General features: G+C 70.9%; 17 protein-coding genes. 7 read left to right on the top strand and 10 right to left on the bottom strand.

Going from position 1 to position 21330, the window contains the following annotated elements; all coding sequences use genetic code 11:
- Window positions 1-74 precede the first annotated feature (74 nt).
- From DKM19_RS04685 to DKM19_RS04660, 6 genes are all read right to left on the bottom strand, one after another.
- A complete protein-coding gene (locus DKM19_RS04685; protein ID WP_110694639.1) occupies window positions 75-1379 on the bottom strand; it encodes an ABC transporter substrate-binding protein in 1305 nt (434 codons plus the stop codon).
- Window positions 1380-1395: 16 nt separating this feature from the next.
- A complete protein-coding gene (locus DKM19_RS04680; RefSeq protein ID WP_110694638.1) occupies window positions 1396-3684 on the bottom strand; it encodes a TIM-barrel domain-containing protein in 2289 nt (762 codons plus the stop codon).
- A 159-nt stretch (window positions 3685-3843) separates the two neighbouring features.
- On the bottom strand, window positions 3844-5250 hold the full coding sequence (locus DKM19_RS04675; RefSeq protein WP_204358653.1) for an aminotransferase class V-fold PLP-dependent enzyme: 1407 nt from the start codon (window positions 5248-5250) through the stop codon (window positions 3844-3846).
- A gap of 170 nt (window positions 5251-5420) precedes the next feature.
- Window positions 5421-6182, bottom strand: a complete 762-nt coding sequence (locus DKM19_RS04670; RefSeq protein ID WP_110694636.1) for an SDR family NAD(P)-dependent oxidoreductase — start codon at window positions 6180-6182, stop codon at window positions 5421-5423.
- Between the two features lie 280 nt (window positions 6183-6462).
- A complete protein-coding gene (locus DKM19_RS04665) occupies window positions 6463-7923 on the bottom strand; it encodes an MFS transporter (protein WP_110694635.1) in 1461 nt (486 codons plus the stop codon).
- 193 nt (window positions 7924-8116) lie between these two features.
- A complete protein-coding gene (locus DKM19_RS04660) occupies window positions 8117-8698 on the bottom strand; it encodes a TetR/AcrR family transcriptional regulator (RefSeq protein WP_110694634.1) in 582 nt (193 codons plus the stop codon).
- Between the two features lie 222 nt (window positions 8699-8920).
- Between DKM19_RS04660 and DKM19_RS04655 the strand changes: the two genes are divergently transcribed.
- The 4 genes from DKM19_RS04655 (at window position 8921) to DKM19_RS04640 (ending at window position 14052) form a co-directional block, all read left to right on the top strand.
- Window positions 8921-11104 carry a beta-galactosidase gene (locus DKM19_RS04655; protein WP_110694633.1) on the top strand — a complete coding sequence of 728 codons (2184 nt, stop codon included), beginning with the start codon at window positions 8921-8923 and terminating at the stop codon, window positions 11102-11104.
- A 39-nt stretch (window positions 11105-11143) separates the two neighbouring features.
- Complete coding sequence (locus DKM19_RS04650) at window positions 11144-12328, top strand: pentapeptide repeat-containing protein (RefSeq protein WP_162641298.1); 1185 nt, start codon at window positions 11144-11146, stop codon at window positions 12326-12328.
- 162 nt (window positions 12329-12490) lie between these two features.
- Entirely contained in the window at window positions 12491-12910 is a 420-nt protein-coding gene (locus DKM19_RS04645) for a YciI family protein (protein ID WP_110694631.1), read from the top strand.
- Window positions 12907-14052 (top strand): RNA polymerase sigma factor, encoded by a 1146-nt coding sequence (locus DKM19_RS04640; protein ID WP_110694630.1) that lies wholly within the window; start codon window positions 12907-12909, stop codon window positions 14050-14052. Before DKM19_RS04645 ends, DKM19_RS04640 begins: the two co-directional genes overlap by 4 nt.
- Window positions 14053-14104: 52 nt before the next feature.
- On the opposite strand, the gene DKM19_RS04635 is transcribed toward DKM19_RS04640, so the two are convergent.
- Window positions 14105-15499 carry an NAD(P)H-quinone dehydrogenase gene (locus DKM19_RS04635; protein WP_110705478.1) on the bottom strand — a complete coding sequence of 465 codons (1395 nt, stop codon included), beginning with the start codon at window positions 15497-15499 and terminating at the stop codon, window positions 14105-14107.
- Window positions 15500-15642: 143 nt separating this feature from the next.
- Between DKM19_RS04635 and DKM19_RS04630 the strand changes: the two genes are divergently transcribed.
- From DKM19_RS04630 to DKM19_RS04620, 3 genes are all read left to right on the top strand, one after another.
- Window positions 15643-16095 carry a gamma-glutamylcyclotransferase gene (locus DKM19_RS04630; protein WP_089211544.1) on the top strand — a complete coding sequence of 151 codons (453 nt, stop codon included), beginning with the start codon at window positions 15643-15645 and terminating at the stop codon, window positions 16093-16095.
- 188 nt (window positions 16096-16283) lie between these two features.
- Window positions 16284-17087: a purine-nucleoside phosphorylase gene (locus DKM19_RS04625; protein WP_110694629.1), complete on the top strand. Its 804-nt coding sequence runs from the start codon at window positions 16284-16286 to the stop codon at window positions 17085-17087.
- A gap of 87 nt (window positions 17088-17174) precedes the next feature.
- Window positions 17175-18845: a phospho-sugar mutase gene (locus tag DKM19_RS04620; RefSeq protein ID WP_110694628.1), complete on the top strand. Its 1671-nt coding sequence runs from the start codon at window positions 17175-17177 to the stop codon at window positions 18843-18845.
- Window positions 18846-18991: 146 nt separating this feature from the next.
- Here DKM19_RS04620 and DKM19_RS04615 read toward each other — a convergent pair whose 3' ends face one another.
- From DKM19_RS04615 to DKM19_RS04605, 3 genes are all read right to left on the bottom strand, one after another.
- Window positions 18992-19711 carry a PH domain-containing protein gene (locus DKM19_RS04615; protein WP_110694627.1) on the bottom strand — a complete coding sequence of 240 codons (720 nt, stop codon included), beginning with the start codon at window positions 19709-19711 and terminating at the stop codon, window positions 18992-18994.
- Between the two features lie 27 nt (window positions 19712-19738).
- On the bottom strand, window positions 19739-20818 hold the full coding sequence (locus tag DKM19_RS04610; protein ID WP_110694626.1) for an adenosine deaminase: 1080 nt from the start codon (window positions 20816-20818) through the stop codon (window positions 19739-19741).
- Window positions 20819-20962: 144 nt separating this feature from the next.
- A complete protein-coding gene (locus DKM19_RS04605) occupies window positions 20963-21316 on the bottom strand; it encodes a cupin domain-containing protein (protein ID WP_110694625.1) in 354 nt (117 codons plus the stop codon).
- Between the last annotated feature and the right edge of the window lie 14 nt (window positions 21317-21330).

The following is a 21330-nucleotide window of genomic DNA, read 5'->3' as shown; positions in this document are numbered from 1 at the left end:
GGTTCGTTGCCGACGTCCTGCCGATAACCGACGTCCGGTTCGTTACCGACGTCCTGCCGGTCGTCGACGTCCGGTCAGTTGCCGATGTCGGCGAGGTTCTCGTTGTACGGCCCGGCGATCTCGTCCAGAACCTGGTCGGGCGTCTTGGTGCCGTTGATGAGGTTCTGCACGCCCGAGACCAGCACGTCGTAGTAGCCGGGGGCCGGCCAGTCCGGGTAGAACGCCAGCCCGTCGGAGGTCGAGAGCTTGTTGAAGTTCTCGATCAGCTCCTTGCTCTTCGGGTCGGTGATCGCGGCCGGGTCGGCCGCCACCGGGATGCCGCCGGAGTTGCCGAGCAGGTTCTGGATGTCCTTCTTCATCGTGATGTCGATGAAGTCGTAGGCGAGGTCCTTGTTCTTGGCGTTCTCGGGGACGACCCAGATGTTTCCGCTGGATCCGGCGTTCATCGTGTTACCCGGCCAGAGGAAGGAGCCCCACTCGAAGTCCTTGATGTCGGTGGCGAACCGGCCGTACCACCAGCTGCCCGACACCAGGATCGGATACTTGCCGCCGATGAAGGACACCCCCATGTCCTCGGCCTTGATCGCGGCGGAGTCCTTGCCGATGTAGCCCTTCTTGACCCAGTCGGCGAAGGTGTCGGCCGCATACTTGAACTCGGGTCCCTTGAAGTCGACCTTGCCCTTGTAGAGCTGCAGCGCGTCCACCCACGGCCGCTGCGCCTTGCTCAGCGCGAGCTGGTAGAGGATCTGCTGCGCCGGGTATTCGGCGCCGCCGACGGCCAGGGGCGTGGTCCCGGCCTTCTTGAACGTCTCCAGCGCGGCGGTGAACTCGTCGAAGGTCGTGGGCACCTCGATGCCCGCCTTCTTGAACAGGTCCTTGTTGTAGTAGACCATCACGTACTCGGCGTAGTTCGGGATGCCGAACCACTTGCCGGCGCCCATCACACCGCGCTCGTCATACTTCGCGGTGGTCTGCAGCGAGGGGCTGAGCAGCTTGTCCCAGCCGCGTTTGGTCGCCTCGGGTGAGAGGTCGGTCAGCAGGCCCTGCTTGGACAGCAGCCCGGCGGTGGCGTTGCCCTTGTTGTACTCCATCACGTCCGGGGCCTCGTCGGAGTTGAGGATCATGCCCGCGGACTGGCGGATCTGCTCGAACGCCTTCTCCTCCAGCTTGACCGTCACGCCGGGGTGCGAGGCCTCGAACTGCTTGACCGACTCGGCCCAGGCCTTGCCCATCGCGCTGTCGGCGCCCTCGTAGTGCCAGAGCTTCAGAACGCGGGGGCCCGTCGCGGCGGGTGTGTCCGCCGCCTGCTCGGTGCCGCCGCATGCGGCCAGCGCCACGAGCATGGCCGCGACGGCCACGCCTGTTCTCACCTTGAACATGGTTTCTCCTAGATGCCTAGATGGTGGTGATGACGACCGGGACGCCGGCCCCCACCAGCTCGACGCCCGCGATCCGCGCGCTCCCCGACACGGTCACCGTCAGCCCGTCCGCATCCGGGACAGCGGTGATCGTGGTGTCTCCTTCGAGGTCGGAGACGGTGGTACGGCTCTCGCCCACGCCGTAGCCGACCAGGACGATCTCTCCGAACGACCCGTCCCCGATGGCGTCGCCGGGGTCGGCGAGGGTCGGGATGAGCGCGCCGTGCCTTACGAACAGCGGGATCCGGTCCAGCGGCGTGGAGACCGTGACGTACCGGCCACCCGCCAGTACCTCTCCCGTCCAGTGGTCCACCCACTCGCCCGCGGGCAGGTAGACCTTCCTCACTCCCTCGGGGGAGGTCATCGGCGCCACCAGCAGGTCGCGGCCGAGGAGGTACTCCAGGTCCGCCTGCCAGGCCACCGGGTCGTCGGGGTGGTCCACGCAGAGCGCCCGCATCATCGGCGCCCCGGTCCTGGCGGCCTCGACCGCCGCCGTGTAGATGTACGGCATGAACCGGTAGCGCAGCTTCAGCGCCTCCACCGCCTGGGCCTCGACCTCGGGAAACTCCCACGGCTCCCTGCTGGTGGTGCCGTGCAGGCGCAGCAGGGGCGAGAACGCGCCGAACTGGGTCCAGCGGACGTACAGGTCGTCGGTCGGGCGGCCGGTGAACCCGCCCGCGTCGTGGCTCCAGAACGGGATGCCGGACAGTCCGTGCGCCAGCCCGCCGCGCAGCGTGCTGCCCATCGCCGGGTAGCTCGTGTAGGTGTCGCCGCTCCACTGCGCCGCGTGCCGCTGGCCGCCCAGGAACGACGAGCGCGCCCAGACCATGCCGTGCCCGGCGATCTCCCGGGTCGCCTCGGAGACGGCGTCGTTGAACAGCAGCGCGTAGACGTTGTGCAGGTCGGTGCCGCTCATGCCGTTGAACGCCACCGCGTCGTGCGGCACGCCCTCGGCGAAGTCGGTCTTGAAGACCTGCACGCCCTGGCGGAGCAGCGGCCGCAGCAGTCCCTTGAACCATTCCACGGCGGCGGGGTTGGTGAAGTCGACGATGCCGCAGGCGGGGTAGGAGCCGTGCCAGCAGTCGGCCACGTAGACCTCACCGTCCGGCTTTTTAAGGAAATATCCGTCTTCTGCGGCCTGGGGGAACACCGGGCTGAGGTGAGAGATGTACGGGTTCATCCAGAGGCAGACCTTGAAGCCCATCCCGTCCAGCTCGGTCAGCATGGTCTCCGGGTCGGGGAAGTTGGTCGCGTCCCACCGCAGGTCGGACCAGTGCCCGTCCGTCTGCCAGTACGTGTCCAGGTGCAGTACGTCGCACGGGATCCCGCGCTCCCGGATCCTGCGTGCCCTGGCCATCACCCGCTCCTGGGTGTCCACGAAGAATCCCGAGGAGATCCAGGTGCCGAAGGCCCACTTGGGCGGGAGCATCGGCCGGCAGGTCAGCAGGTCGAACCGGTCGAGCACCTCGGGCGGGGTGGGACCGGCGATCACGTAGTAGTCGATCAGGTCGTCCGGGACCACGATCTGCACGCAGCTGTGCGTGGACTGGCAGACGTCGAACTCCACGGGCGCCCCGCTGTCGACCAGCACCCCGTAGCCCCGGCTGGAGAGGTAGAACGGCACGTTCTTGTACGCCCGCTGCGACTCCGCGCCGAACGCGTCGAAGTTCCACATGACCGGCCGCTGGCCGCGCTTGTCCAGCGGGGTGAACGACTCGCCGAAACCGGTGAACGCCTCGTCGGCGGCGGCGGCGAAGCTCTCGTGGTAGCCGACCACCGCGCCGTCGGAGCTGGACCGGCCGAACGGCAGCGTGCGCAGGCGCCCGCTGATGTCGGTGTGACCCCGGTCCTGCTCCAGCAGGAGCGCTCCACTCGCGTCGGTGAACCTCAGGTTCCACGGCGCCAAGGTGATCTCCGCGCGGAGTGAGCCCGCGTCGATCAGGATCGTCCCGTCGCCGCTCTCCACCCGCGCCCCGGCGAACTCACCCGGCGTGACCATCGAGATCGCGGCCGCCGACCGGGTCCGCGCGTCCACGTCCTGCCCGAGCCGTACCCGGATCACGCCCTCGCCCGCCACGCCCACCTGGACCAGAAGCGTCTCCTCGGCGGAGGTCACGGCCTTCAAAATCACCCCGGTCGCGTCGGACGCCACCGGCTCCGCCGCGGTCAGCGCCGACAGGCCCGTCTCACCGTGCGAGCGGACGGGCAGCGCCGGCGGATCGGCGACGAAGTACTCATGCGCGATCAAGGGGGGACGGTAGGGCATGGGGGCTCCAGCGCTTCAGGCTTCCAGTTGCTGAGTTAGTTTTACGTCCAAACGAACAAACGTCAATGGGATCGACCTGCCGGACCGAGGACGGGAGCACGGCTTGGGCAGCGAAAAGCCCCGGCCCTCAGACGGAGGAGCCGGGGCCTGGGTCGTCTCTTACCCCTCGGCGTTCGGCTGGGCGCAGCGGAGGATCGCCGCGACGGACCTGTCCACGTCGTCCTGGTCGGTCGACCAGTTCGACACCGATATCCGCATCGCGGCCCGGCCGTTCCAGGTCGTGCCGCTCATCCAGCAGGTGCCGTCCCGCTGCACCCGCTCCACGACCGCGCGGGTGTGACCGTCGTGGTCGCCGTCCGCGGCGAGGAAGCGCACCAGCACCTGGTTGAGCACCACGTCGTTCAGGATCTCGACGCCGTCGTGGGCGGCCAGCTGCTCGGCGAACGAGCCGGCCAACGCGCAGCAGCGCTCCACCAGTTCGGCGACGCCGGCGCGGCCGAGTGCCCGGATGGCGGCGTAGACGGGGAACCCGCGAGCGCGCCGTGAGAACTCGGGGGTGTAGTCGAGCGCGTCGCGCTCCCCCTCGGCGCCGTGGATGAGGTAGTCGGCCCGTGTCCCCATCGCGGCCCGGTGCGCCCCCGGATGGGCGCAGAAGACGAAACCGGAGTCATAGGGCACGTTGAGCCATTTGTGCCCGTCGGTGGCCCATGAGTCGGCTCGCTCCACCCCCGCCGTCAGATGCCGCAGCCGAGGACTGGCCGCGGCCCACAGTCCGAACGCGCCGTCGACGTGCACCCAGGCCCCGACCTCGTGGGCAACCGCACAGATGTCTCCCACGGGGTCGAAGGCACCCGTGTTGACGCCACCGGCCTGGGTGCAGACGATCGTCGGGCAACCGCTCTCGGCGAGCGCGTCCGACAGCGCGTCCGGGAGCATCCGTCCTTGGTCGTCCGTGTCGACCGAGGTGATCGAGGCGCGGCCCAGGCCGAGGAAGCGCACAGCGCGGTCGATGGTGTTGTGCCGGTGCCGACCGGCCAGTACACGCAGGCGGGGCGCCCCGGCCAACCCGTCGGCCTCGACGTCCCAGCCCTCCCGGCGCAGCACCTCGTGCCGGGCGGCGGCCAGCGCCGTGAAGTTGGCCATCTGGCCGCCGGTGACGAACCCCGTCGACGCATGGGCGGGAAGTCCGAGCAGTTGTACCAGCCACGCACCGGCCACCTCTTCCACCACCGAGGCGGCCGGTGCGAGGGCGGACAGGCAGGCGTTCTGGTCCCAGGTGGTGGTGAGCCAGTCCGCTGCCAGTGCCGCCGGATTCGCTCCGCCGATCACGAACCCGAAGAAGCGACCGCTCGGCGTGCTCACCAGACCGGGCTCGGCCGCCGCGGCCAGCCTCGCGACGACCTCGCGCGCGTCCTGGGGCGCTTCGGGCAGCGGGCCGCCGAGCGCCGCTCGAAGATCGAGCCTGTCCGTCGTGCTGCCCACCGGCCGATCGGGCAGAGTCGTCAGATAGGAGAGGGATCTCTCGTACGCCTCGGCCAGCGGCGCGGCCCAGTCCGGCTTTTCCAACACACTCTCCTCGCCTGCCGCCGGACGATGATCCGGCGTTGACAGCAATGCCTCGGACATCCAGGTGTTTCCATGTTCATCGTCTTGAACCACCTGGTCCGGGGCGCACACGCCCCGCCGGGGCCCCGGCCCGATGCCGGTGGCGGCCGGCGACGGGCGAGGAGAGCGGGTCAGGCCGTGGCTCCTCCGTCGATGAGCAGGTCGGTTCCGACGACGAAGCCCGCTTCGGGCGAGGCCAGATAGAGCACCGCCGCGGAGATCTCGTCGAGACCGCCGACCCGACCGGCCGGCAACTGCTCCCCCATCCGGGCGTCGCGGTCGGCCGCGGTCTCGCCCGGCCGGTAGGACATCGGCGTGTCCATCGGGCCGGGGCTGACGGCGTTGATCCGGACTCCGTCGCGGATGTGGTCCAGCGCGGCGTTGCGGGTCAGCGCGCTGACCGCGGCCTTCGTCGCGACGTACGCCCCCAGACCCGCGAGCCGCTTGTGAGCGCCGAGATTCGAGGAGACGTTGACGATGGCGCCGCCGCCGTTGCGGCGCATGTGGGCGATCTCATGCTTCATCGACAGCAGGACGCCGGTGAGGTTGACCGCGACGAGCGTGGACCACTGGTCCTCGTCGATGTCGCCCACGGGGCCGAACGCGGTGATGATGCCGGCGTTGTTCACCGCGACGTCGAGGCCGCCGTAGGTGGCCGCGGTCCGCGTCACGAGCGCCGCGACGTCCTCGGACCGGGTGACGTCCGCGGTGATCGCCGTGGCGCGGCCGTCCTCGGCCTCGATGAGCTTCACGGTCTGCGTCAGCGGTTCGGCGGAGCGTCCGGCCACGGCGACGGCCGCGCCCTCCCGCGCGAAGGCCAGGGCGATCGCCCGGCCGATGCCGGATCCTCCCCCGGTGACGAGGACGACCTTGCCGGTGAAACGAGCGGTCATGGTGACTCCCAGGTTGGTGGTTTGCCGCGGACATGGCTGGTGGTGGAGGTCGTGCCTCCGGCCGATGCGTCGTCGTCCGAAGAGGCGAGCGGTGCGGGCCGACGGATGTCACACCCCCGGCCGGGGTGATGGCCGGCCGAAGGTGCGGCCGTTCGCGGGTGACGCGCCTTTTGCCGGTGCGATGGGTGGTCGAGGGAGCAGGCGGCGCGGGTCGTGGGAGCCCGCGCCTCCGGGCGAGGTCCGGCGGGCGAGCCGTACGGCCCTGCCCGGCGAGGTCGCGTCACTCCTCGCTCCGGGGCCGTACGCCGATGGCCGTCGACGCCGCCAGGAGTGCGAAGGCGAACCCGGCGGCGCCCAGCGCCCAGGAGTAACCACCGGTCGTGGCGGCCTGCGGGCTCGCGCCCCCCACGGTGATGTGCGAGGTTCGGGCCGCCGCGACGGTCATCAGCAGAGCCAGCCCGACCGTGGGCCCCAACTCCATGGCGGTGTTCATGACGCCTCCCGCGAGGCCGGCCTGCCGCTGTGGGACCCCGGCGACGGCGAGAACCGCGGCCCCGGCGAAGACCGGCGCGACTCCGGCCGGCAGGAGCACGAGGCCGGGCAGCAGACCGGTGACGTACTCCGTACGCGGGTCGAGCCCCGAGAGCAGGAACAGCCCGCCGGCGGCGACCGTGAGTCCCGCACCGACGACCGCGCGGGCGCCGAACCGGACGATGAGCCGGCCGGCGAGCCGACCGGCGATGAGGAGCGAGAGCGCGTAGGGCACGAAGGCCAGCGAGGTCCGCAGCGGCGACCAGCCGCGGATCTGCTGGAGGTACAGCGCGAGAAGAAGGAAGACCATCGCGGTTCCCGCGGCGGAGAGGGCGATCGCCGGCAACGCGACGGCACGGCGCCGGTCGGCGAGGAACGCCGGAGGCAGGAGCGGCTCCCGGCCGCGCAGCTCGACCGCGGCGAAGGCCGTCAGCGACGTCAGGCCGGCGACGAGCGGGACCAGGACCGCCGCCGAGGCCCACGCGTGCCCGCTTGTCGACAGCAGGCCGTAGCTGAGCAGCGTGACCCCCGCCGTGGCGAGTGCGGCTCCCGGAAGATCGAGTGCGACCGGTCCACTCGGCGCGGCGGCGGGCAGCCATCGCGGCGTCAGCGGCAGCGCGACCAGGCTCACCAGCAGCGCGACGCCGAACATCCACCGCCACGGCACCCAGGTGGTGACCATGCCGGACAGCAGGGTCCCGGCCGTCGCGCCCAGAACGGACAACCCACCCCAGGTCGCCATGGCCCGGGCGTACCTGCCTGGGTCGGGGAGGACCGCGCGAAGCACGGCGACGGCGGCCGGCGCGGTGAGTGCCGCCCCGACGCCCTGGGCGAAACGGGCCGCGACCAGGACCGCGAAGCCCGGGGCGAGCGCCGCGACGGCCGAGGCCACCGCGAAGACGACGAGCCCCGTGGCGAACAGCACGCGACCGCCGTGCCGGTCGGCGAGCCGGCCGCCGAACAGCAGCAACCCGCTGAAGGAGAGCCCGTACGCGGTGCTGACCATGAAGAGGCCGGAGGGGCCGAGCCGGAACTCCCGGCCGATCTCGGGGAGCGGTACGGCGATCAAGGTGATGGTGAAGATCAGGGTGGTCTGAACGGTGCCGAGCAGTGCGAAAGCCCGAACCGAACCGGTCCGCTCCGCAGGCTCCGCCGGCTGCGCCGTCGCGCCGTGCCCGACCGGCGGCGAGCCGGGTTCCGTGATCGCCATGATTCCTTTCCGAAGCGTCCGAAAATTCGAGATCGATCGTTCTTGTTTTTGGGCAGCAGCAGGCACCTCGCCACGTCGAAGACCGCCCGTTACCGCGAGCGCCGTCGGTCCAACCGCGCCGTCGCCCGCAGCGGTCACACCGGCAGCGCCGGCAGGCCCCGCCGGACGCGCCGGCCGGTCCGGCGGCGTCCGGTCAGTCCAGCAGCGCCAGCGCCTGCGCGGCTGCGTCACGCAGGCGCTGAGGTCCGGCCTCCGCCTTGCCCACGACCCGCAGCCCCTGCATCAGCACGAGCAGGAAGCGGCCCAGCGCCCGGGGATCCCGCTCCTCGCCCAGCTCCCCCTGGGCCTGCGCCCGGATCAGAGCCGAGGTCAGCGCGGTCTCCAGGTGATCCCAGCTCGCCTGCACGCGGCGGGCCATGAGCGGGTCGTGCGGAGCCAGCTCAACCGCCGTGTTGACCACAAAACAGCCGCGGCGCCCGCCGTCGCCGGCCGCCTCGCGGGCGAACCGCTCGACCAGCGCCCGCACGGCGGGCAGCACCGGCCCCGGCTGGGACAGCCCGGCGAGCAGATGGGGGTCGACCAGCTCGGCGTACCGGTCGAGCGCCTTCAGGTACAGCTCGTGCTTGCCCCCGAAGGTGGCGTAGATGCTGGCCCGGGCGACGCCCATGTACTCGACGAGATCGGCCATCGAGGTCGCCTCGTACCCCCGCTCCCAGAACAGCTCCAGCGCCGCTCGAAGTGCCGCATCCGGATCGAACTCCTTGGTTCTGGCCACGTCCCGAAGATAGCCCAATCAAGAATGACCGGTCAACAATGAGTCGTACGGAACCCGCCCGGGACCCGAGTAGCACCGTGGCCTCGCGCGGTCACGGCGCTTGTCGCGCGGAGTCCGCCGGAACCCGGGTCGCGGCGTGGCCTCGCGCGGTCGCGGCACTTGAGGCGGACCGATGATCCATGGATAATTAGTTTAGTTTCCATCCAAATAGAGGAGCCCGGAGTGGACTGGCCGAAGGGGTTCGACGGGCTGTGCTACGGAGGGGACTACAACCCCGAGCAGTGGCCCGAGGAGGTCTGGAAGGAGGACGTCGAGCTGATGCGGCGGGCCGGGGTCAACCTGGTCACCGTCGGGGTGTTCTCCTGGGCCCGGCTGGAACCCTCGCCCGGCGTCCACGATCTCGGCTGGCTGGACCGCGTCCTCGACCTGCTCCACGCGGGCGGGATCGGGGTCGACCTGGCCACCCCCACCGCCTCCCCGCCCCCCTGGTTCGGCCTGGCCCACTCGGACGCGCTCACCGTCACGGCGGACGGTGTCCGGCTCACCCACGGCAGCCGCGACACCTACTGCGTGAGCGCCCCGCCGTACCGTGACGCCTCCGTCCGGATCGCCCGCACGCTCGCCGAGCGCTACCGGGATCACCCCGCCCTGGCGATGTGGCACGTCCACAACGAGTACGGGACCGCGTGCCACTGCGACCACGTCGCCGCCGCCTTCAGGACCTGGCTCGCCGGCAGGCACGGCACGCTCGACGCGCTGAACGACGCCTGGACCACCTCGTTCTGGAGCCAGCACTACTCGGCGTGGGAGCAGGTCATGCCGCCCCGCGCCACCCAGTACCTGCCCAACCCCTCCCAGGCTCTCGACTTCCGGCGGTTCGTCTCCGACGCGATGCTCGACCACTTCCGCGCGCAGAAGGCGGTGCTGCGCGAGCTCACCCCCGACGTCCCTGTCACCACGAACTTCGTCTTCGGCGACTGGGTGCCGGTGAACCAGCGGCACTGGGCCGAGGAGGTGGACCTGGTCGCGATCGACCACTATCCGGCCGCGGACCCCCCGCAGGAGACCGCGTTCGCCGCCGACCTCGCTCGCCTCTGGGCCGGAGGGAGGCCGTGGCTGCTGACGGAGCAGGCGGTGGTGACCTACACCGGGCCGCGGATGGTCGCCAAACGTCCCGGGGAGATCACCCGGCTGAGCCTGTCGCACATCGCGCGGGGCTCGCGCGGGGCGATGTTCTTCCAGTGGCGGGCCTCGCGGGGCGGAGCCGAGCTCTGGCACTCCGGCATGGTCCCGCACGCCGGTCCGGACTCGCGGATCTTCCGCGAGATCTGCGAGCTCGGTGAGCTCCTGCCCTCCCTCGACGAGGCCGTCCGCGCGCCGGTCGAGGCCGGGGCCGCGATCCTGTGGGACGCCGAGGCGGGCTGGGCACTGCAGTCACCGGGCCTGCCGTCGGCGGAGCTGAGCTACCTCGCGGCCGTACGGCAGGCGCACCGGGTGCTCTACCGGCACGGCGTCACCGCCGACTTCGCCCATCCTTCGGCGGACCTGTCGGCGTACGGGCTCGTGCTCGTGCCCAGCCTCTACCTGGTCTCCGACGCCGACGCCGCGAACCTCCGCCGCTACGTCGAAGGCGGCGGCACGCTCCTGGTCTCCTTTCTCAGCGGCGTCGCCGACGAACACGCCCGGGTCCGGCTGGGCGGCTACCCCGGGGCCCTGCGCGACCTGCTCGGCATCGGGGTCGAGGAGTTCCATCCCCTGCCCCCGGACGTCGCGATGACCCTGTCCGTCCCCGGCGGCGGTCCCCTGCGCGCCCACCCGGAGACCACCGGACCGCCCGGGGACGAACGCGCCCGCCCAGAGCACGCCCGGACGCTCCCGAGCGCCCATGGGAAGGACCCCGAACCGCCCGGGGGCAGGCATGCCCACCCAGAGCATGCCCGGACACTCCCGAGCGTCCACGGGAAGGTTCTCGATCCATCCGGAAACGAGCTCCCGATCTCCCTCGATGAGGACTCCGAGCCGTCCGGGGACAAGCCCGCCGAGGACACCGCGACGTTCTGGAGCGAGCATGTCCACCTGCGGGGCGCGGAGGCGCTGGCCCTCTACACCGGCCCGCACGCCTCGGCGGCCGCCCTCTCCGGCCTGCCCGCCATCACCCGCAACCGGTACGGCGCGGGCACGGCCCTCTACCTCTCCACCCGGCTCTCCGACGACGCCTACGCCCGCCTGCTGGGCCTGCAACCGGCCCCCGTGGAACTCGTACGGCGTGGCGAGTGGCTGTTCGCCATCAATCACGGAGAGGATGAGAGGAAGGTGGCGAGCGATCTGCGCCTGCCCCCCGGCGGCTACGCCGTACTGAAGATGAATGACGGAAAGTGCAAGCGGGTGTCCAGCAGGATGCAATGATCCACTGACACGATCGGGGCTGCTTTGAAGGAGGCACCCGTGCGTCGTTCCATCCCCCTGACACTCATCGCCGCGATCTTCGCGTTGTCGGGGACCGTGTTCTCTCCCACCCAGGCCGCGACCGGGCCGTGCAAGCCCGGCGAGGGCGCGGACCTGCGAGGCAGGGACTTCACCCATGGCGCCCAGCTCCCCGCCGACCTGCGCTGCGCCGACCTGACCGAGGCCAGGCTGAACGGCGTGGATCTCACGCTGAAGGACCTGACCGGGGCGATCCTGCGCGGCGCCTCGCTCAAGCAGGCCAACCTCACCCAGACCACACTGAAGTACGCCGACCTGCGGGACGCCGACTTCACCGAGGCCGACCTCGGCCAGCTGCACGCCGACTACGCCGACCTGCGCGGCGCGATCATGATCGACGCCGAGGCGGGGCAGGCGGAGTTCCCGTACGCGGATCTGAGCGGGGCGAAGCTGACCCGGGCCGAGCTGACCCAGGCCGACTTCACCAACGCCAAGCTGGTCGACGCCGACCTCAACGAGAGCACTCCCGGCCAGCTCAAGGCGCGCAAGGCCGACTTCACCCGGGCCAAGCTCCACGACGCCAGGATGGGCCAGTCGAACCTGCGCAACGCGACGTTCAAGGACGCCGACGTGAGCGAGGCCACGTTCACCCAGGCCGAGCTGGACGGCACCGACTTCGCCGGCGCGCTGGTCGAAGGGGCGTCCTTCGTCCAGGCCGACGGCGCGGACCTGACCGGTTCCGAGGGCAACCCCAAGGGCGTCGCCGGGCTGCCCACCGACACCGGCTTCCTCCCGGATGACGGCTCCGAGCCGCAGGTGGACAGGCGCCCCCCGCCCCGTGGCCCGTCGGTCGGGCTCATCATGGTCGTGCTCAGCGCGATGGGCCTGGCGCTCACCATGGTGATCTGGGGGATCAGCACCCAGCGGCGTAACAGGCGCAACGCCCAGTTCGCCCTCATACGGCACAACGCCGAGGAGGACATCACCCGGCTGGGCGAGGAGATCGACCGCCTCGACTACGAGTTCCAGATCAGCGGGCGTGGCGGCATGACCGCCGACCAGGACTGGCGCCGCGCGATCGACGCCTACGAGGCTGCCAAGATCGCGCTGGCCGTGGCCCAGCGCAGGGAGGAGCTGCATTTCGTGGCTCAGGCCGTCCAGGACGGCAGGGCGGCCCTGGACCGCCTCAAGACCAGATCCCTCTAGCCCCGTTCTCCGCACCACCCGGGCACCGCGAGACGGCTCACCCCGGTTCGTCTGCGAAATCTGAAAAGATTCGGACGGTGATGTCGAGAGTCCGTCACCGGCTCCGTCCCCGCGGTGAACGCGGCCGGAACAGGTCTCGCACCAGCACCGAGGAGAAACACGATGGCCAAGTATCTGCTGCTCAAGCACTATCGCGGCGCCCCGGCTGCGGTCAACGACGTACCCATGGAGCGGTGGACGCCGGAGGAGATCTCGGCCCACGTGCAGTACATGAACGACTTCGCGGCCCGGCTCGAGGAGACCGGCGAGTTCGTCGACAGTAAGGCGCTCGCCCCCGGGGGAATGTTCGTCCGGTACGACGGCGAGGGTCGCCCGCCGGTCACCGACGGCCCGTTCGCCGAGACCAAGGACCTCATCGCCGGCTGGATGGTCATCGACGTCGACAGCCACGAGCGTGCCATCGAGCTGGCCGGGGAGCTGTCGGCCGCCCCCGGGGCCGGCGGGGAGCCGATCCACGAGTGGCTTGAGCTGCGCCCGTTCCTGACCCATTCGCCCACCGTCACGGAGTGCACTCTGAAGTGAACGAGATCCTGCTCCGGAGCCTCACGCCGAGCGTGCTCGGGATCCTCGTCCGCCGCGGAGCCGACTTCGCGGCGGCCGAGGACGCCGTGCAGGACGCGCTGGTCAAGGCGGTCCACGTCTGGCCGGCCGACCCTCCTCGGGACCCGAAGGGCTGGCTGGTCACCGTGGCCTGGCACCGGTTCCTCGACGCGACCCGGGCGGACACCGCCCGCCGCCGGCGCGAGGACCTCGTCGACGAGGAGCCGGCGCCCGGGCCCGCGCCCGCGGTGGACGACACGCTCCAGCTCTACTTCCTGTGCGCCCACCCGTCGCTGACGCCGTCGTCCTCGGTCGCGCTCACGCTGCGCGCCGTCGGCGGGCTGACCACCCGCCAGATCGCCCAGGCCTACCTGGTGCCCGAGGCGACCATGGCGCAGCGCATCAGCAGGGCCAAGCGCACCGTCTCCGGCGTGCGGTTCGACCAGCCCGGCGACGTCGCCACCGTGCTGCGCGTCCTCTACTTGGTCTTCAACGAGGGCTACTCCGGCGACGTCGACCTCGCCGCCGAGGCAATCCGGCTCACCCGGCAGCTCGCGGCCGCGATCGACCACCCCGAGGTGGCGGGGCTGCTCGCCCTCATGCTGCTCCACCACGCCCGGCGCGCCGCCCGGACCGCGCCCGACGGCAGCCTGGTGACGCTCGCCGAACAGGACCGCGGCCGGTGGGACACCGAGTCGATCGCCGAGGGCATCGAGATCCTGCAGGCGGCCCTCGCCCGCGACCGGCTGGGCGAGTTCCAGGCCCAGGCCGCCATCGCGGCACTCCACGCCGACGCGCCCACCGCCGAGGAGACCGACTGGGTGCAGATCGTCGAGTGGTACGACGAGCTCTCGCGCCTGACCGACAGCCCGGTCGTCCGGCTCAACCGCGCGGTGGCCGTCGGCGAGGCCGACGGACCGCGCGCCGGCCTGGCGGCGCTCGCGGCGCTGGACGACTCGCTGCCCCGCCATACCGCGGCGGCGGCGTACCTCCACGAGCGCGACGGCGACCTGGCGACGGCGGCACGGCTGTACGCCGAGGCGGCCCACAAGGCGCCCAACCTCGCCGAGCGCGACCACCTGACGCGCCAGGCCGCCCGGCTCAACGCCCGCCGGTGCCGCTGACGGGTCGCGCTCGGAGCCGGCCGGGAAGTGAGCGGACGGACGGGATGAGCGGTCAGATCCCGCTGGGGGTCATCGGCTGCATCAGGCGGCGGGCCGCCTCGGTGATGGAGCCGGACAGCGACGGGTAGACCGCGAAGGTGTGGGCGAGCTGGTCCACGGTCAGCCTCTGCTGGACGGCCACCGAGACCGCCAGGATCAGCTCGGACGCGCGGGGGGCGACCACGACGCCCCCGAGGATGATGCCGGTGTGCGGGCGGCAGAACAGCTTCACGAAGCCGTCGTTGAAACCCTGCATCTTGGCGCGGGCGTTGGTGGCCAGCGGCAGCTTGACCACGTTGGCCTCGATCTCGCCGGCCTCGATCGCCTTCTGGGTGATGCCCACGGCGGCGATCTCGGGGTCGGTGAAGATGGTGGAGGAGACGGTGGCCAGACGGAGCGGCTGCACGGCCTCGCCGAGGGCGTGCCAGACCGCGATCCGGCCCTGCATGGCGGCCACCGAGGCCAGCATCAGCACGCCGGTGCAGTCACCGGCCGCGTAGACGCCGGACGCGGAGGTGCGGGAGACCTTGTCGACCTGGATGAAACCGCCCCGGTCGAGGGTGACCCCGGTCTCCTCCAGGCCGATCCCACCGGTGTTGGGGACCATGCCGACCGTCATCAGGCAGTGGCTGCCCTCGGCGGTCCGGCCGTCCTCCAGCGTGACGACCACGCCGCCCGCGGTGCGCTTGACGGACTCGGCTCGGGAGCGGCCCATGACGTTCATGCCTCGGCGCCGGTATACCTCTTCGAGGACCTCGGCGGCGTCGGCGTCCTCGTTGGGCATCATCCGGTCCCGTGAGGACACGAGCGTGACCTCGGAGCCCAGTGACCGGTAGGCGCCCGCGAACTCCGCGCCGGTGACGCCGGAGCCGACCACGATGAGGTGCTCGGGAAGCTCCTCCAGGTCGTACAGCTGCCGCCAGTTGAGAATGCGCTCGCCGTCGGGCTCGGCTCCGGGCAGGACGCGCGGGGTCGCGCCGGTCGCCACGATGACCACGTCGGCCTGGAGCGTCCGGTCTCCGGCCATGACCGTCTGCGGGTCGAAGAGCCGGCCGGGAGCCTTGATGACCTCGACGCCCTCGGCGGACAGCCGGGCGGCGATGTCGGCGGACTGCGCCTGGGCGAGATCCTTCACGCGCCTGTTGACCAGTGGCATGTCGGCGATGACGCCGCCGACGTCGCCGTCGGGACCGCCGGTGTAGTGGACACCGAGCATGCTGGCGTCGAGGAGCGCCTGCTTCCGCACGGAGGTCGCGATCATCGTCTTGGACGGCACGCAGTCGGTGAGCACGCAGGCCCCACCGGGGCCGTCCTGTTCGACGACGGTGACCTGCGCCCCGAGTTGCGCGGCCACCAGGGCCGCCTCGTACCCGCCGGGCCCACCACCGATGATCACGATCCTTGTCACGTACCCCATTCTCCCGCATAGCCGGACCGGCCAACGCTCGGCACCCCTCAGAAACCGCGAAATCTCCCCCAAACCCGGAGGAAATCGACGGTACGACGAGGCGAAGCAAGCATCTGACCGATCTTGGATTAGTGTTGGATACCGTGCCTGTCTACGCCGCCTACGGCAGCAACATGGACCCGAAGCAGATGGCCCAGAGGGCCCCGCACTCGCCGATCAGGGGGTCCGGCTGGCTTCAGGGCTGGCGCCTGACCTTCGGCGGAAACGACCTCGGCTGGGAGGGCGCGCTCGCCTCCATCGTCGAGGACCCCGACGACCACGTTTTTGTCGTCCTCTACGACGTGCCCGAGTGGGACGAGAACTCCCTCGACCAGTGGGAGGGCGCGGCGCGCGGCCTCTACCACAAGGTCAAGCTCCGGGTGCAGGTCATGGAGGGCGAGGTCGTGGCCTGGTTCTACGTGCTCGACGGCTACGAGGGCGGCCTGCCCTCGGCGCGCTATCTCGGCATCCTCGCCGAGGCGGCCGAGAACGCCGGCGCGCCCGACGATTATGTCAAGGAACTGCGCAGCCGCCCCTGCACGTCCCTCGGAAGCTGAGCCGGGCACTCTCCCGCTTCACGTCGTCGCCGGGCGAGGCGATCCGGCCGCTTCCCGGAAGCCGAGCCAGGCGCCTTCTCCCGCTTCACTCCGTCGCCGGGCGAGGCGGTCCGGCCGTTCCCGTGACCGGTCCGATCCCCGCCCGATCTTCGGCCTGATCCAGGAAAAACGACGAGTACGCTCGTTGAGTGACAGATGACCCTTATGCACTCGCCACGGAGGCCGCGACCGCGCTGAAAAGCGCCGTCGGAGTCGACTCCTTCGATGTCGCTCTGGTGATGGGTTCGGGCTGGGTCCCGGCCGCCGACGCGATCGGTGAGACGATCGCCGAGATCCCGGTGACCGACCTGCCCGGCTTCCTGCCCCCCGCCGTGGCCGGCCACGCGGGCAGGATCCGCGCGGTACGCACCGAGTCGGGCACCATCGCGCTGATCTTCCTTGGCCGCACCCACCTCTACGAGGGCCGCGGCGTGGACCCGGTCGTGCACGGCGTGCGGACCGCGATCAAGGCCGGGGCCGGCACGATCGTGCTGACCAACGCCGCCGGAGGACTCCGCCCCGAGACCCAGAAGGTCGGCGAGGCGGTGCTGATCAGCGACCACATCAACCTGAGCGGCGCCAGCCCGATCACCGGCCCCACCTTCGTCGACCTCACCGACGTCTACACCCCGCGCCTGCGCGACCTGGCCCGCGAGGTGGACCCGTCGCTGGCCGAGGGCGTCTACGTGGCCTTCCGCGGCCCGACGTACGAGACCCCGGCCGAGGTCCGCATGTGCAGGATCCTCGGCGGCGACATGGTGGGCATGTCCACCGTGCTGGAGGCCATCGCGGCCCGCGAGGGCGGCGCCGAGGTGCTCGGCATCTCCCTGGTCACCAACCCGGGCGCCGGCCTCGTGGGCGAGCCGCTCAACCACGCGGAGGTGCTGGAGGTCGGCCGCGCCACCGCCGCGCGCATGGGCGTCCTGCTGTCCAAGGTCGTCGGCAAACTGTAGGTCCGTAGGAAAACCGGCGGGCGGCGAGCGGCGGCGCGGACCCCCGCCCGAGCACACGGCGGTTCTCCGCCCGAGCATGAGGTGACGATGAGCAGCGATCTTGTACGGCTCGCGCATTCCTGGCTGGCCCAGGACCCCGACCCCGAGACCCGGGCGGAGCTCACGGCGCTGCTGGAGAGCGGCGACGACGAGGCGCTGCGCGAGCGGTTCGGGGCCAGGCTGGAGTTCGGCACCGCCGGTCTCCGCGGTGAGCTGGGCGCCGGTCCCAACCGGATGAACCGGGTCACCGTCATGCGCGCCGCCGCCGGTCTGGCCCGGGTCCTCGGTCCCGGCAGGCACGTCGTGATCGGTTACGACGCCCGGCACAAGTCCGACGTCTTCGCCCATGACACCGCCGCGGTGCTCACCGGTGCCGGGCTGCGCGCCTCGGTCCTCCCCCTCCCGCTGCCCACCCCGGTGCTGGCCTTCGCCGTCCGCCACCTCGGCGCCGACGCGGGCGTGACCGTCACCGCCAGCCACAACCCGCCCCGCGACAACGGCTACAAGGTCTACTGGGGCGACGGCTCCCAGATCGTGCCGCCGATCGACGCGGAGATCTCCGCCGCCATCGACGCCACGGGGCCGGTCTCCGAACTGCCCCTCGGCTCTCCCGCGGATCCCGCCTGGATCGCGCTGGGCGAGGACGTCGTGGCCGACTACCTGAAGGCGGTGACCGCGCTCCCGATCGGCGAGGCCCGTGACCTGCGGGTGGCCTACACCCCGCTGCACGGCGTGGGCGCTGCCACGCTGACCGGCGCCTTCCTGTCCGCCGGGTTCAAAGCCCCCGCGATCGTCGAGGTCCAGGCGGATCCCGATCCGGACTTCCCCACCGTCGCCTTCCCCAACCCGGAGGAGCCGGGCGCGATGGACTTCGCGCTGGAGCTCGCCCGGCGCGTCGGAGCCGACCTGATACTGGCCAACGACCCCGACGCGGACCGCTGCGCGGTGGGCGTGCCCCTGCCCGGCGGGGACTACCGGATGCTGACCGGCGACGAGGTGGGCGCCCTCCTCGGCGAGCACGTGATCCGCCAGACCTCCGGCGAGGACCGTCTCGTGGCCACCACGATCGTCTCGTCGTCCCTGCTCGGCAAGATCGCCGCATCGTACGGCGTGCACTACGCCGAGACCCTCACCGGCTTCAAGTGGATCATGAAAGCCGGAGGCGGGCCCGGCCGGGCCGGAGACGTACGCAACCTGGTCTTCGGATACGAGGAGGCGCTGGGCTACAGCGTCGGCTCGGACGAGGGCCTGCCCGTTCACGACAAGGACGGCATCGGCGCGGCGCTGACCGTGGCCGGCCTCGCCGCGCAGGCCGCGCTGGACGGCCGTACCCTGCTCGATCTCCTGGACGACCAGGCCCGCAGGTACGGCCTGCACGCCACCTCCCAGCTCTCGTTCCGGGTGGCGGACCTGTCCCTGATCACCGGCGCGATGGCCCGCCTGCGAGCCACCCCGCCCGCGCAACTCGGCGGTCACAAGGTCGAGTCGGCCGACGACCTGAGCGAGGGCTCGGGTGGCCTCCCGCCCACCGACGGCCTGCGCTACCACCTGTCGGGCGGCACCCGCGTCGTCATCCGCCCCTCGGGCACCGAGCCCAAGCTCAAGTGCTATCTGGAGGTCGTGATTCCGGTGACCGGCGAGGTCTCGGAGGCCCGGACGCAGGCCGTACGGGATCTCGACGCCCTGAAGGCCGACCTGCCTGCCGCCCTCGGCCTGTAACCCGATCGGAGTCAGGGCTCGAAAACGACGTTTCGAGGAAACTCCTGCATCTGACGGTCACTCCGGAGGGCCTGATCGCCGTCTGGCGGCCCGGACCCGGCCTGGGGCCCGGCCTGCCGGCCACTGACGGATTGTGAATGCCGGGATCAGACGATGAAGGCGGCGACCAGCAGGATGGCCGTGGCCAGCAGGGCGGCCATGGCGCTCGGTGACCAGGTGACCTTCATCAGCCCTGTCCTGGTCGCCGGCTCCTTGGCGGTCTCCGAGGCCGGCTCACCGGCGGTCGCGGTGACCGGCTCCTTGGCGGCCGCGGAGCTCAACCCCATGGCGGTCGCGGCGACCGACCGCTTGGCGGCCTCGGCCCGCTCTTCGAGCTGTTCGGCCACCCAGTCGGCGTGGGTCTTGCCGGCCAGCATCTCGGCGGCGGCCTGCTCACCCTTCGAGCGCACGGGCTCGGTCCTGAAGCGGCCACCGATGCCACCGGTACCGCCGGTGGTCGCGGACTTCCCCCTCCGCACGGCCATCGCCCGCTCCCGGGCCGTGGTCTGCGGCGTCCAGCAGCGGACCCGGTCATCCCCCGAGGTGATCGTGATCACGTGGGAGACCGTGATCTCGTCCACACCCGTCCAGGGCACGAAGACGTTCCTGAGTGGATTGCGGACCAGCACGCCCTCCTCGGTCATGATGATCGCCGGGCGCAGGCAGGAGATGAAGACCAGCACGGTCAGCACTCCCAGCACCACGGCGGCGACCATCGAGGCCGGCCCGCTGTAGCGGACGGTCAGATCGACCGCGTTGTACGCGGCGAACACCATCCAGATCCAGCCGACGACCAGCGCGGTCTTCGACCGGAACACCTGATTCATCCAATTACTCCACTCGTGCGAACCCGTTCACGCCTGCCACTTGAGCCGCGCGAAACCAGGCTTGATGACACCGTTGATGATCGCCAGGCGCTCGTCGAACGGCAGGAACGCCGACTTCATGGCGTTGATCGTGAACCACTGCATGTCGTCCCAGCCGTAGCCGAACGCCTCCGTCAGCTTGGAGAACTCCCCGGAGAGGGAGGTCGCGCTCATGAGCCGGTTGTCGGTGTTGACCGTCACCCGGAAGTTCAGGCTGCGCAGCAGACCGATCGGGTGCTCGGCGATGGAGGTCGCGGCACCGGTCTGCAGGTTGGAGGTCGGGCACATCTCCAGCGGGATGCGCTTGTCACGGACGTAGGCGGCGAGGCGGCCGAGCTTGGCCGTGCCGTCGCCCTGCACCGTGATGTCGTCGATGATCCGGACTCCGTGGCCGAGGCGGTCCGCGCCGCACCACTGGATCGCCTGCCAGATCGACGGCAGGCCGAACGCCTCACCGGCGTGGATGGTGAAGTGGGCGTTCTCACGCTGGAGATACTCGAAGGCGTCGAGGTGGCGGGTGGGAGGATAGCCCGCCTCGGCTCCGGCGATGTCGAATCCGACCACGCCGACGTCGCGGTAGCGGACCGCGAGCTCGGCGATCTCCATGGACCTGGCCTGGTGGCGCATCGCGGTGAGCAGCGTGCCCACCCGGATGCCGCGTCCCTCGGAGCCGATCCTGAAGCCCTCCTGCACCGCCTCGATGACCTCTTCGAGGCTCAGGCCGGTGGAGGTGTGCTGCTCGGGCGCGTAACGCACCTCGGCGTAGACCACGCCATCGTCCGCCAGGTCCTGGGCGCATTCGGCGGCGACCCTGACCAGCGACTCGCGCGTCTGCATGACGCCGACCGTGTGGTCGAAGGTCTCCAGGTACAGCTCCAGCGAGCCGGAGTTCGAGGCCTCCGAGAACCAGGCGCGCAGGCCCTCCACATCGGTCGTGGGAAGCCCGTCATAGCCCGTTTCGCGGGCAAGGTCGATGATGGTCTCCGGCCGCAGACCGCCGTCAAGGTGATCGTGGAGCAACACCTTGGGAGCGCGGCGGATCTCCTCAAGAGTGGGTGGCTGACTCATTTCATCACCTTACCGTCGGGGCCTAATCAGCGATCTTGCGAGGGTTGCGGCCACGCCACGGCCTTCGGACATTCGTGTCGCGGAAGTCGGGAGATGGGACAGGTCGCGAAATCCCGGCGAGCAGGCGCCGGGATCGCCTCGCGGCTATTCGGCGCGGTTGACGGTCTCAGGGGAGAAAGCGGGCAGGCAGACCGCGACGTACTCGGCGCCCTCGGGGCCGCAGCTGTAGCGGATCTTCTCCCCCGGCTCGCACGTGAACGCCTGCCCGGCACCGACCTCGGTCGTGCCCTCATCGTGCTCCACGATGACCGTGCCTCTGAGCACCAGCGTGTATTCGGCGAACTCCGGCGTCTGGGCCGGCTCGTCCCATCCGGGCGGGGCCGTCATGTGCGCGATCGAGACGCGGTCGTCGCCGCTGTTGACGCGGCCGACGTATTCGTCGATCACCTTGCCGCCCGGAACCGGAATCCGCGTCGCGCTGTCAATTTTGCGTACCATCAGGCCAGTCTGTC

It is taken from the genome of Streptosporangium sp. 'caverna' (assembly GCF_003203775.1).
In the GTDB taxonomy this organism is placed as follows: Bacteria; Actinomycetota; Actinomycetes; order Streptosporangiales; family Streptosporangiaceae; genus Streptosporangium; species Streptosporangium subroseum.
This window is presented reverse-complemented; position numbering and strand designations above follow the sequence as displayed.

Coding starts and splice junctions, on each gene's coding strand:
- DKM19_RS04685 (WP_110694639.1), bottom strand. CDS start 1,379: ATGTTCAAGGTGAGAACAGGCGTGGCCGTCGCGGCCATGCTCGTGGCG.
- DKM19_RS04680 (WP_110694638.1), bottom strand. CDS start 3,684: ATGCCCTACCGTCCCCCCTTGATCGCGCATGAGTACTTCGTCGCCGAT.
- DKM19_RS04670 (WP_110694636.1), bottom strand. CDS start 6,182: ATGACCGCTCGTTTCACCGGCAAGGTCGTCCTCGTCACCGGGGGAGGA.
- DKM19_RS04665 (WP_110694635.1), bottom strand. CDS start 7,923: ATGGCGATCACGGAACCCGGCTCGCCGCCGGTCGGGCACGGCGCGACG.
- DKM19_RS04645 (WP_110694631.1), top strand. CDS start 12,491: ATGGCCAAGTATCTGCTGCTCAAGCACTATCGCGGCGCCCCGGCTGCG.
- DKM19_RS04620 (WP_110694628.1), top strand. CDS start 17,175: ATGAGCAGCGATCTTGTACGGCTCGCGCATTCCTGGCTGGCCCAGGAC.
- DKM19_RS04615 (WP_110694627.1), bottom strand. CDS start 19,711: ATGAATCAGGTGTTCCGGTCGAAGACCGCGCTGGTCGTCGGCTGGATC.
- DKM19_RS04610 (WP_110694626.1), bottom strand. CDS start 20,818: ATGAGTCAGCCACCCACTCTTGAGGAGATCCGCCGCGCTCCCAAGGTG.
- DKM19_RS04605 (WP_110694625.1), bottom strand. CDS start 21,316: ATGGTACGCAAAATTGACAGCGCGACGCGGATTCCGGTTCCGGGCGGC.